This is a genomic window from Methylocaldum sp. (genome assembly GCF_035627495.1).
Classification (GTDB): Bacteria; Pseudomonadota; Gammaproteobacteria; order Methylococcales; family Methylococcaceae; genus Methylocaldum.
The window spans coordinates 16,589-28,482 of record NZ_DASPLO010000155.1 but is presented as its reverse complement, the minus strand read 5'-3'; the positions used below and the strand labels follow the sequence as shown (position 1 = coordinate 28,482).

10 protein-coding genes are annotated in these 11,894 nt (G+C 57.5%); 3 read left to right on the top strand and 7 right to left on the bottom strand.

From position 1 onward, the window contains the following. Positions 1–120: 120 nt before the first annotated feature. From VEB01_RS13145 to VEB01_RS13115, 7 genes are all read right to left on the bottom strand, one after another. The gene (locus tag VEB01_RS13145; RefSeq protein WP_324876145.1) at positions 121–426 is read right to left on the bottom strand and encodes a hypothetical protein; all 306 of its coding nucleotides are present in this window, start codon (positions 424–426) and stop codon (positions 121–123) included. Continuing rightward, positions 423–1,280: a DUF58 domain-containing protein gene (locus VEB01_RS13140; protein ID WP_324876143.1), complete on the bottom strand. Its 858-nt coding sequence runs from the start codon at positions 1,278–1,280 to the stop codon at positions 423–425. The genes VEB01_RS13145 and VEB01_RS13140 overlap by 4 nt, the downstream gene beginning before the upstream one ends. Positions 1,281–1,501: 221 nt before the next feature. Then, positions 1,502–2,521: an AAA family ATPase gene (locus VEB01_RS13135; RefSeq protein ID WP_324876142.1), complete on the bottom strand. Its 1,020-nt coding sequence runs from the start codon at positions 2,519–2,521 to the stop codon at positions 1,502–1,504. A gap of 165 nt (positions 2,522–2,686) precedes the next feature. After that, positions 2,687–2,962: a methanol dehydrogenase [cytochrome c] subunit gene (locus VEB01_RS13130; protein ID WP_324876140.1), complete on the bottom strand. Its 276-nt coding sequence runs from the start codon at positions 2,960–2,962 to the stop codon at positions 2,687–2,689. 32 nt (positions 2,963–2,994) lie between these two features. Then, on the bottom strand, positions 2,995–3,468 hold the full coding sequence (moxG, locus tag VEB01_RS13125) for a cytochrome c(L), periplasmic (RefSeq protein ID WP_324876138.1): 474 nt from the start codon (positions 3,466–3,468) through the stop codon (positions 2,995–2,997). Between the two features lie 145 nt (positions 3,469–3,613). Beyond that, entirely contained in the window at positions 3,614–4,486 is an 873-nt protein-coding gene (gene moxJ / locus VEB01_RS13120; RefSeq protein WP_324876137.1) for a methanol oxidation system protein MoxJ, read from the bottom strand. A 131-nt stretch (positions 4,487–4,617) separates the two neighbouring features. Beyond that, positions 4,618–6,381: a methanol/ethanol family PQQ-dependent dehydrogenase gene (locus VEB01_RS13115; RefSeq protein ID WP_414675470.1), complete on the bottom strand. Its 1,764-nt coding sequence runs from the start codon at positions 6,379–6,381 to the stop codon at positions 4,618–4,620. A 555-nt stretch (positions 6,382–6,936) separates the two neighbouring features. Between VEB01_RS13115 and VEB01_RS13110 the strand changes: the two genes are divergently transcribed. The 3 genes from VEB01_RS13110 to VEB01_RS13100 all read left to right on the top strand — a co-directional run bounded on the left by VEB01_RS13110 (position 6,937) and on the right by VEB01_RS13100 (position 11,530). Next, entirely contained in the window at positions 6,937–8,484 is a 1,548-nt protein-coding gene (locus tag VEB01_RS13110; RefSeq protein ID WP_324876134.1) for a histidine kinase, read from the top strand. Then, a complete protein-coding gene (locus VEB01_RS13105; RefSeq protein ID WP_324876132.1) occupies positions 8,484–9,131 on the top strand; it encodes a response regulator transcription factor in 648 nt (215 codons plus the stop codon). The genes VEB01_RS13110 and VEB01_RS13105 overlap by 1 nt, the downstream gene beginning before the upstream one ends. 107 nt (positions 9,132–9,238) lie before the next feature. Then, positions 9,239–11,530, top strand: coding sequence for a TonB-dependent receptor (locus VEB01_RS13100; protein ID WP_324876130.1), 2,292 nt, complete (start codon positions 9,239–9,241; stop codon positions 11,528–11,530). Positions 11,531–11,894: the final 364 nt, after the last annotated feature.

The following is an 11,894-nucleotide window of genomic DNA, read 5'->3' as shown; positions in this document are numbered from 1 at the left end:
AGGAGGTCTTGAATCCGTTCCCACTGATCGTCCCGTAAGCCATACCGTCGTACCATTCATCGACCTTCTTCTGAATTCACTCTCTCAATTGAATCGCTTTTGGTCGTCTTTGGCGACCCCTTAATTGAGGACACGCCCTAGTTCTATGGAATAGTGGCGCAAGCCGTCGCGTTCCGATTCCTGTACGTTCGTCTCCCGCAGTTCGAGCCAGCGGTTGATTCGGTTCCGGGGAAGAGAATTTCGGTCGAGGGAGGTTTCCCGATCGACGGCGATAACCAGCGTTTGTCGGATGACATCGCCGATGGCGTAGCCGAACGGACGGGGCGTCAGAACCTGAAAATCCCTGACCGGATCCGGCACTTCCGTGACCTCAGAGGTTGCGGCTCCGGGAAAAAGCAGCAGAAAAACGAGGCAAGTCCTTTTCATAAGGCGCGCTGAAAATAACGGGTGAGATATTCGGCCTTGAATCCTTCTTCGAGAAACAGCGGCTCCCGTCCGTGGCTCAGGAACAGATGGACCAGGCGGTCCCGCCGGTCTCGGTAGGATTCTTCCAGCCGGGCCCGGAGCTTCGGCCGCAGCAGCAGCAAGCGCTCCGAGCCGTCTTCCAAGTCGCGCATGCGGCGAAACCCGAGCGTAGCGTCACCGCCCATTTCGCTCGTGTCCCAAAACACCAGGGGCACCACGTCTTGCGGCCCCAAAGAGACCAGAATCCGCTTGACCAATGTCAAAGGCATGTGGAAATCGGAGGCCAGAAAAACCAGCGCGCGCGATGTCGGCAGGCATTTCGCCGCATTCGCCAGGCCGCGGGCGTTGGTCCCCTTGGGCCGGAAGCGGCGCAGGCGATTGACCAGGTTCAAAGCCATGGCCGGGTGACGGCACACCGGCAAAGAAAATTCGGCGTGGATCTTTTCCGAACAGCCGATGATTCCCAAAGCATCGCCGGTGCGGTAAGCGGATAAAGCCAGAGAACCCAGAAAATCGGCCAGCGTGTCCATTTTGTGCCCGGCACCGCGAAATTCCATCGATGCGGACAAATCCACGATGGCAAACACCTTGATGGCGCTGCGTTGCTCGTAGATCCGCACGGCATAGCCGCCGAAGGGATCGAGCACGCTCGCCCGGAGATCGATCCGGCGCGGATCGGGATGTTTCAGCAAGGGGGCGAGCCCGTGAAAGCGCTCGCCGCTGCCGGAGCGCCGGCTCGGATGAAAGCCGGGGCGCACGGCGTCTGAACGCCACGACACCCGGTAATGGAATTCCTCGGTGCGCCCAGCCTGCATTTCTCACACCCCTCCAATCGCAAACGGCATCTCTGGGAGCGCCAGAGATGCCCTTCCTACTGCGGACGCCGATTCGCTCGCCGTGGCGCACCGTACTCTTTCGCGCCGGCTCGACGTAGTGGCGGCTACGCCTTTGCCGCCACTACTACGTCCGTGCGGCGCGCCACACCGGCGCCTCGACGCCCTCGCTACGAAGGGGTGTGAGAAATGCAGGCTAGCCATCACGGCGCGGCAATCGAATGGAGAATTTTGTCCACCAATCCCGGAACCAGTTCATCGCGCCGATATTCGTAGGCCGGCTTCAGAAATACCCGATGTGCCATCGCCGGATAGAAGACTGCTTGTACGTCCTCTGGAATGACCCGGTCCCGCCCTTTCAGCCAGGCGTGGACGCGTGCGGCGCGAATGAGATAACTCATGCCGCGGGGACTCGCCCCGGCCTGGATCAGCTCCGACATGTCGGCGTCGGCCACGGAGATGCCGAACCGCTCCGGTTCGTGGCTGGCCCGCCACAAGTCGCGGGTGTAAGCCCGCAGGGTCGGGCTAGCCTGAATGCCGTTCTGGATGGCCGCGGCGACCTCGTCGAGCTCGCGGTACGGCAGCACGCCCCCCGTCACCGCGCCGAGCAGGCTGTCCACGTCATGAAACCGGGGATCGAAGGTCAGCTGATCCAAGGTATCCGCATCGCTTGGATAGTCCATTGCGATTTCCAATAGGAACCGGTCGCGGGCGGCAGCCGGGAGCTCGAAGGTTTCCTCTTTTTCCACCCGGTTGCGGTCGGCGAACACCTGGAGATAGGGAAAGCGGAACTCGCGGTTGAATGCGGTGACGCTGCGCTCCGCCATGATGCGCAGCAGCAGCGAATGAACCTGGGGACGGGCCCGGTTGATCTCGTTGAAGAAGAAGGTCGAAAGCTGCTCGCCGTGCTTCAGGGCGGGACCGGGATCGACCCGAGGCCTGCCGTTCTCGTCGAGGTAGGTGTAATAGATCAAATCGGCGGGCATCAGATCGATGGTCCCTTCGATCCGTTCGTATTCGCCCCCTATGGCTCGCGATACGGCCCGTAGCAGAGTGGTCTTGCCCACACCGACGTTGCCCTCTAATAGCACATGGCCACGGGCGAACACGGCAATGGTCATCAGCCGGATCGCATGAGGCTGGCCGATGATGGCTTTTGCGATTTCCGACTCGAAGCGAAAAGCTTTTTCCCGCCAGTCGGCCAGTTGTTGTTCGGAATGCATGTATTAAGTATTGGAATAGCCAACCTATCGTGGGTTGGCACTGCCCCGATTCCGCTAACTCAAGCCGTCATGCCGGCAATCCATGCCGGAATGACGAAGTAGATCTTGGCTTAACGGCATTGATTGGGTATTGCCTACTCCACCGCTCTCAAGCCTCCAGCCGATTCAATCCACCTTGTAAACGAACTTGCCGGTCTTGCTGAACTGTTCCACGCGCTTCTGATTGCGGGCTTCCATGGCCTTGATGGCCTCCTGCTGTTTGTTCAATTCGGCTGGATCGTGCTTGGGATCGTATTTGCTGCCCGCCACTTTTTCGGGATAACCGGGTTTCGGTTCCCAGCAGTTACCCGGGGCCTTGCACGTTGTGCCGTCGTAGGCGTTGACGTTGAAAGCGGCCACGGACAGCAGTCCGGCGCTCAAAAAGAGAGTTTTCAGTTTCATGGGTCGGGTCTCCTGTTCGGTGGTGGGGAAAACTATTTGAGCCATTCGGCCTTGGCCGGATCGCCCTTGTAGATGTCGCGCAGCCAAGCCATGACGCGCAGCATCTCGTCGGCGTTCAGATTGGTGCTTTGCGGTCCCATCATGCCTTGGGCACCACCCCAGAGAACTTCGAACAAGCCAACATCGGTGGCGGCTCTAGGGTATGTCCAGTAGTCGTCCCCCAGTCCCGGTCCAAGCTTGCCTTCGGCTTCATGGCCATGGCAGCCGGAGCAGGCGGTGAGATACAGACTGTGGCCTTTATCGACGGCTTCCTTGTGGTTGTTATAGGGATTCTTGCCGGTTTCCTTGAATTTCTTGAAAGCATCGGTATCGCCGCCTTTTTTGCCGTATTCGAAATCCAGGGTTTCGCCGGTAACGGCGTGGCGGAAGGTGATTTCCGCGTAGCCCCCTGTGGAGGCGAGAGCCGCGCCCACGGCGAGCGCGGCCGTGCAGATTCGTAGTTTCATGAAGGTTTTATCCTCTGTTCTTTTTTTCGTTCGGTTCGATTGGCATGAAAGTCGTCCATCAGTGCCCTATCCTGTGGGAGTGGACTTCAGCCCGCGACTTGTGCCTTGATGCCCATCCGTCGCGGGCTGAGGCCCGCTCCCACACTCAACCTGTCTTGCGCTTTTTGTCTCCTTCCTGCGCAGCGGTAGCCGCCGGTTCATCCAAGGGCAGCAGCGGAATTCCCTCCGCCTTGAGCAGGGTTCGAATCTCCTTCTCACGTTTCTTCAACACCCGGTCGATATTCGCCAGCAAGGCTTCCTCGCCTTTTCTCACCCCTACCGAGGTGGAATAGTGATGGGGCACCTTTTCGCCGTCGGAGCGAGTCTGACGATCCGGAATCACCCGCATCTCCAAAGGTTTGCCGGCGTTTTTCACATAGCGCGCGGCTTGCGGCCCCCACAGCACGGCCAGGTCGGCGCTGCCCGATTCCACTTCCCTGACCAGTTTCTCCGGAACGTAGCGGACGTACTGGTTGCGGCGGGCCTTGAAGCCCACCAGGGATTGCACGTAGTTGAACTGGTCGTAATAGCGCCCGACCTTCTTGAGCATCGTCTCCGCCGGGGTGTCCGGCATGAAGGCGATATGTCCGGCCTTTTTCAGGAATTCGCTGTCCCAGTCGGCGATCTTTACACCCTTCTCCTTGCGGTACACGAACACATAGCTGGAGCGGTAATAGGGCTTCGAGGTCGACAGACGCGGATCGTCCGTGTCCACGCCGACAACCACGTCACATAAGCCGCGATCCAATTGGTCCCGGATAAAGTACCGGGGGTCCTGCCACCAGACGTATTCCACCGGGCGACCCAACTCCTTGCCGATCAGTTCCGCCAGCTTGTTTTCGAAGCCTTTACCGTCCTTGTCCGAATAAGGCAGTTCGTTTTCCGCCGCGCAGACCTTGAGAGGTTCGGCGGCTGCCGCCGGTCGGCTGCCGATATCGGCCAACAGCCAGGCGCAAATGACGATGCGTATCAAACGCATGGGGTGATTTCCTCCATATAAAAAAGCAGATGTAGGATGTGTTAGGCGCAGCCGTAACCCATCGTTCCGCGCCTTCGGTGGGTTACGGCCTGACGGCCTAACCCACCCTACAACCTACGGCTACGCGGTGCTTACAGCGAGAACACGAACAGCGAGCCGCCCATCTGGGTGTGGTGAGCCAGTTCCTTGAAGGCGCCCACCGCGCCGAGGCCGGCGGTCGGGTCCTTTAGATCGAACACCAGTCCAACGCCCGGCCAGCCGCCCACGCCGGAGTAAATGGCAACGTACTGTCTGCCGTTGTGCTTATAAGTGATGGGATGACCGATGACGCCGGAAGGGAGCTTGAACTTCCAGACTTCCTTGCCGTTCCGGGAATCGAGTGCCTTGATGTAACCATCGAGCGTGCCGTAGAACACCAGGTCGCCGGCGGTCGCCAGGGTGCCGCCCCAGACGGCGAATTTTTCCGGGATTTCCCATTCCATCTTGCCGGTAACCGAGTTCATGGCCTTGACCTGACCCAAGGTGCCCTTCGGGCCCGGATACATGTTGAGGGTCGCGCCTACGAAGAACTGGCCTGCCCGGTAAGGCAGCATGAAGGGCTCCCAGTCCATGCAGATATGGTTCACGCCCATGAAGAACAGTTTCTTTTTCGGGTCGTAGGACTCCAGACCCTGGTTGTGATAGCCCATGGCCGAGGGACAGATGCCCTTGGCTTCGTGATCCATGCGGGTGGAGTATTCGGGATCGCGGATAGGCACGCCGGTCTTGAGATCCACTTTCTTCACCCAATTGACCGGGTCGTCGATCTTGAAGGCATTGACCAGGTCGCCGTTTTCCCGGTTGAGGGTGTAGATGATGCCGTTGCGGTCGGGATGGGTCAGAAGCGGCGTCATCTTGCCGTCTACCTCCTGTTCGGACAGGCCCATGTAGTTGACGCCGGCGTAATCCCATTCGTCATGAGGCGTCTTCTGGTAGCCGAACTTGGCCTTACCCGTGTCGAGATCGCGGCCCCAGATGGTCATGGTCCATTTGTTGTCGCCGGGACGCATGGTTTCGTTCCAGGGCGCCGGGTTTCCGGAACCGTAGTAGACCATGTCCAGCTTCGGATCGTAGGCGTACCAGCCCCAGTTGGTGCCGCCGCCGATCTTCCAGGCATCGCCTTCCCAGGTTTGCTGACCCAGTCCGAACTGGCCGTAATGTGGATTATGGCTGTTGAACGCGGCATCCAGCAGCAAATCGTCGTCGGGGCCGGTGGCGTAGGCGCGCCATTCCTGCTTGCCGTCCTTGATGTTGTAGGCGGTCACGTAGCCGCGCACGCCCAGCTCGGCGCCGGCCGACCCCACTAGAACCTTGTCCTTGGCCACGAAGGGCGCGCCGGTCAGAGTGGAGCCCATGGTGATATCGGAGTTCTCCATTTTCCAGATTTCTTCGCCGGTCTTGGCGTTGAGCGCGACGACGTGGCCGTCCAACTGGTTGAGGAAAATCTTGGCCGGACCGTGCTCGCCGGCGGGTACGTACGCGAGACCGCGGTTCACCACGTCACAGCAGGCGACAGCACGGGCGGCCGGATTCTGCTTGGGCTTGTACTGCCAGAGAATCTTGCCGGGGTCGTTGAGATCTAAGGGATAGACGTTGTTGGGGAACGGCGTGTGCACGTACATGATGCCGTCCGCCACCAGAGGGGCGCCCTCGTGACCGTGTAGGGTGCCGGTGGAAAAAGTCCACGCCACCTTGAGGTGATGGACGTTGTCGACGTTGATTTGGTCCATTTCGGAAAAATGGGTGGCGCTGTAATCCTTGGTCTGCATGACCCAGTTTTTATCGTCCTTCGACATTTTGACGAGAGCGTCGTTGGCGGAGCCGGTACCGGACACGGCCAAGAGCCCACCCGCCATCAGAGCGCTGCCGATGGCCGCCGCCAATTTGCGTTTTTGCATGTTTTTCTCCTCGTTGGATGCTTGTTCGGACTGTCCGAAGACAGAGCGGTCACGGATCGATGATCACGGCGGCGAAGTTTGGAAGAATCCGGCGATTAGCTGTAGTGAAATAAGCCCGAATCAGGACGGGAAAAAATCGGGAAGAATTGTGAAAAACCTCCCACCTACCCTCATGGTCTTAAACTTCGCATCCAAAATGCACGATGTCGGGAAAAATTCCTTTTTTCGAGGTCGTTCTTCTGAGCTATTGACGGGATAACAGGGGTTCTCTAGCCTGCTTTCGTTCACAGCGACACGATCGATGAGCCAGGAAACGATGCACGACCGGTTTATACCCGGTCACGAAATCGAGATCGCCAGCAAAGGCGGGACGATTTGGGAATACGAGTGCGATGCAGTCACGAAGAAGTCGTCGAGGACGATGAAAAAGAGATTTGCCAGATTGCTAAAGAATGACGTCTATTCGTTTTGACCTACCCTCGAACGGGCTCGACGGAGCCCGTTTTTGTTTCCATGAATAAGCAAAAAACTCACTGCAAATCCGAGCCGACGAGAACCATGCACGAAGGTCTTAGTTTACGTTTTCGCTTGAACCTGATGATCGTGCTCACCATGTTGGCGATACTCGGCCTCGGCACCTTGTTTGCCGTTCACAACGCCCGCCGATCGGTCGCTGAGGAAATCGATTCCACGGTTAATCTCGCACTGCAACTGATCGAGGTCAGCCTGTCCGAAAACCGGAACTCCACGGATTCGCTCGGCAACTGGTTCTCCCAACTGAACAAACTGGATAAAACTCGGCATCTCCGCATTCAGGTCCGGCAAGCGCCGGAGCAATCCGCCGGGAGCGACCATTCGGCCGAGAACCGAATGGGAGGAACGGAGTTCGCCCACGGGGCCAGAACTAAGGACGGTCTTGATCAATTTGGATCGCCAGAAGCTGGCCCGCGGGACGAATCCCAGCGTTGGGATGAGCACACCCTGATCGACTTCGCGGCACGTGGGAGTGAGCGCACGACGGATGTGCCCGGCTGGTTCGCTTGGGCGGTCAAGCCCGGCTCCATTGCTGCGGAAAAACGGGTGGAAACCGCCGGCAACGGTGTTATCAGCATTCTTATCGAAGCCAACCCGGAGGATGAAATTGCCGAAGCATGGAATGAGGCCCGGGGTTTTCTGACACTGATAGCAATCCTGGCGGTGACTATCTACGCCCTGGTGCACATCACGGTCGGCCGGGCGTTCCGGTGCGTCGGCGTGATTCTGGACGGACTGGAAGACATTGAACGGGGCGATTACGGCAGGCGTCTGCCGGACTTTTCCTTACCCGAATTCGCGCGAATTTCCCAGGCGTTCAATCACACGGCCTCCGCACTGGAAAAAGCCCGCGACGAAAATCGCGCACTCACCCAGCAATCCTTGGCTATTCAAGAAGAAGAACGGCGCTATTTGGCTCAGGAGCTTCACGACGAACTCGGACAATCTCTGAGTGCGATCAAGGTACTGGCCGCCTCGCTGCGCAAGCGGGACAACGGCCCTCAGAATAATGAAACGATCGAGCGCATCATGGCGGTTTGCGACCGGCTGTTCGGCGTAGTGCGCGGGATGATGCGCCGTCTGCGCCCTCTCATCCTGGACGAACTGGGACTTATCGCCTCGTTGGAAGATCTGATCGAGAACTGGCGCAGCCGCAATCCCGACATCAATCTGCACTTCGATTGCGAAGACGACATCGAAGAGTACGCCGGCGCCGCTAAAATCCATCTGTTCCGTATCGTTCAGGAGTGCCTGACGAACGTCGTTAAACACGCCGAGGCCAACGGCGTCCGGATAGAACTTCGGTTAAAGGAGATAACGGAGATGGAAAAACATTCTCGAAGCTCGATTCTGCTCAAAATCAGCGACAACGGATGTGGATTCGATCCGAACCAGCCCAGGCGAGGCTTCGGTTTGCTCGGTATTCGAGAGCGTGTCGCCAGCTTGGGCGGAGAATTCAACCTGATTACCTGCCCCAGCGAGGGCGTATCGCTCGAAGTTTGCGTACCTTGTGGAGAAGCATCCTAATGAATCCGAAAATCACCGTGATGCTGGTCGACGACCATGCCGTGGTTCGTGCGGGCTATAGGCTATTGCTGTCGCAAACCGAGAATATCGAGGTGGTCTGCGAAGCCGAACGCGGCGAGGAAGCTTGCCAATACTATTCGGAGTCCCAGCCTAACGTAATCGTCATGGACCTGAGCCTGCCGGGCATCGGCGGACTCGCCTCCATTCGCCGAATTTCGAGCCGCGACCCCAGTGCCAAAATACTCGTATTCAGCATCCATGACGAGCTGGTCTATGTCCTTAGGGCCTTGGAAGCCGGCGCCAAGGGTTACATCACCAAAAGCAGCGCTCCGGAGACCTTGGTGGAGGCCGTGAAGAAAGTGGCCGGCGGCGAAACCTACGTGGAACCGGAAATCGCCCAAAAACTTTTGGTCCAGACCATAGCCGGAAAAGACGCCTCCGCTGATTTGAATTCGCTTTCAGCCCGCGAATTCGACGTCTTTTGCCTGTTGGCCAAAGGCTATACGACCCGAGAGGTTGCTGACGAACTCTGCCTCAGCTATAAGACCGTCGGCAATTACACCACTCTAATCAAGAATAAACTCAATGTGAGCACCACCGCGGAAATGGCTCGCCTCGCTTACCAATACGGACTGCTCAAGGCTTAAAGTCGGGAATTTTTCCCATAGTCGATACCCGCCGCCCCCTTTAAAATTCGCCGTTTTTTTGAATTTGTGGGGGGATTTTTATGTTTAAAAAAAGAAGAACTTTCCGTATGGGAACCTCTCTACTGGTTCTCATGGGCGCCGATTTGACTGCTGCCGCGGAAAACAACGACGAAAGCGTAGATCTCGGCACGGTCGAAATCATCGGCGAAACGCCGCTAATGGTCTCGGGCGTGCCGGCGAATAAAATTCCGTCTCCCGTGCAAACGGCGACGTCCGAGCAACTGGATCTTAATCAGAGCTTTTCGCTGGCGGATTATATGCGCTGGAATTTCGGCAGCGTCAACGTCAACGACGCTCAAAACAACCCCTTCCAGCCCGATGTTCAATTCCGAGGGTTTACCGCGTCTCCGCTGCTGGGATTGCCCCAGGGGTTATCCGTCTATGTCAACGGCATCCGCTTCAACGAACCGTTCGGCGATACCGTCAACTGGGATTTGATCCCCGAAGGCGCCATCGAGCGGATGACGCTGCATTCCGGCTCCAACGCGGTGTACGGCCTGAACAGCCTCGGCGGTGCTATTTCCATGCGCACCAAGACAGGTTTCACCGCACCCGGCCACACTGTCGAAGTGGCAGGCGGATCTTGGGGACGGCACTGGCAAGAAGTCACGAGCGGATGGAATAACGGCACCGTCGGCTATTTCATCGACCTTAAGAGTTTCTATGAGGACGGTTGGCGCGATTTCTCGCCCACCGACGTCAAGCAGGGATTCGGCACGTTTAGCTGGCAAAATGAACGGTCCAAGCTGAACCTCACCCTGGCTTCCAACAACAACCGGCTGATCGGCAACGGCGCTTTGCCGCTCCAACTGGCCAAGCAAGATCCGGAAGCGATTTTCACCCATCCCGATCGCACCATCACACGCTTGTTCTTGGCATCCCTCGACGGCAGCACTTGGCTCACCGATCACTTCGAGTTGTCGGGTAACGCTTATTTTCGGCAAAACCGGATCAAGACTTTCAATGGCGACGATTCCGACTTCGACGACTGCGAGGATCCGGCCAACGAAGGCCTTCTTTGCGAGGAAGAAGACGGCGAAGAAGAGGTCGTCGAGGACGTCAATGGCAATAACGTGCTGGCCAGCGATGCGGTCGAGGGGGCGACCAACAATACCAGTCAAACCAACCAGCGCAGTTACGGCGGCAGTTTGCAGGGCGCCTTCGAGCACGATCTCTTCGCCATGCACAACCGGGTCGTCGCCGGCGGCAGTTACGACGAAGGACGCATTCACTTCAGCTCCGATACGGAGCTGGCATCGCTTACCGAGGACCGAGGCACCATAGGAAGCGGAGTCCTGGTGAACGAATCGCGGGTGAGAGTCCACGGCCACGTTCGCCACCACGGGATTTATCTCAGCGATACGCTGTCGGTCACCGACCAACTGACCCTAACGGCGGCAGGCCGCTACAACCTGTCGTTCGTCCGGCTCGACGACCAGTTCGGCGACGAGCTGAACGGCTTTCACAAGTTCGAACGGTTCAATCCTTCCGCCGGGCTAACCTATGCATTTATGCCGGAATTCACCGCTTACGGCAGTTATAGCGAATCGAACCGGGCGCCCACTCCGATGGAACTGTCCTGTGCCAACCCTGAAGCGCCTTGCAAGCTGCCGAATGCGTTTCTTTCCGACCCGCCGCTGGACCAGGTGGTGGCCAAAGCCTGGGAGGCCGGTTTCCGCGGCGAGTTCGCCAAGTTCTGGGGCGGAAATATCAACTGGAACGCCGGCCTGTTCCAGACCGAAAATCATGATGACATTCTCTTCATCAGCAGCGGCAATCTCACGAATCAGGGCTTTTTCGACAATGTCGGAACCACGCGGCGCCGGGGTATCGAACTGGGGCTTTCGGGGGCTTTCGAACGGGTGCGGTTCGGAGTCAATTACACCCTGCTCGACGCCACCTTCCGTACGCCTTTTCTCGCCAGCAGCCCGAACAATCCGTCCGCCGACGAGAACGGACAGATTCAGGTGGAAAAGGGCGACCGCATCCCCAGTCTTCCGCGGCACATGCTGAAAGTCTCGACGGACGTGGAGGTCGTCAAGGGGCTGAATGTCGGCGTGAATATGATTTACAACAGCGGTCAGTACTTCCGCGGCGACGAAGCCAATCTCAACCAGCCGCTTGAGGAATATGCCGTGTTCAACCTGCACGGCGAATACCGGTTCAACGAGCATGTGGCGTTATTCAGCCGTATCGACAACCTGTTCGACAAGCGGTACTACACCATCGGACTGTATGGCGAAGCCGATGAAGTGCTCGGCGACGGCTTTACCGATCCGCGTTTCGTAGGCATCGGCTCTCCCAGAGCCGGTTGGGTAGGACTGAAGCTGTCCCTGTAAGTCCAGGCATTTACTATCCGTTGTGTTACATATTGTTTTCTGGATAGTAATAACCGACAGCTATTTAGTTCATAAGAATATCTTATGAGAAGAATGGGTATAAATGTGTATACTTTATACCAACCTCAACTGAACTTGGTGACGACCTAATCCGCTCCTTCGGGTGCGTCCAGCCGAAAGTTCTCCTCCTCTTGGCGACCCTCGTGGTCGCTTTTTTTTGCCTGAAGCATAGGTAAAAAAAAGCCCGCTTTACGCGGGCAGTATCTTTATTATTGTTGTTGTAGCGTATTACGTCGCACACTAGTGGCGACGCATATTATTAGTGCTCTTGTAATTATTATAACTACCCCATAAGGGGTCTTTC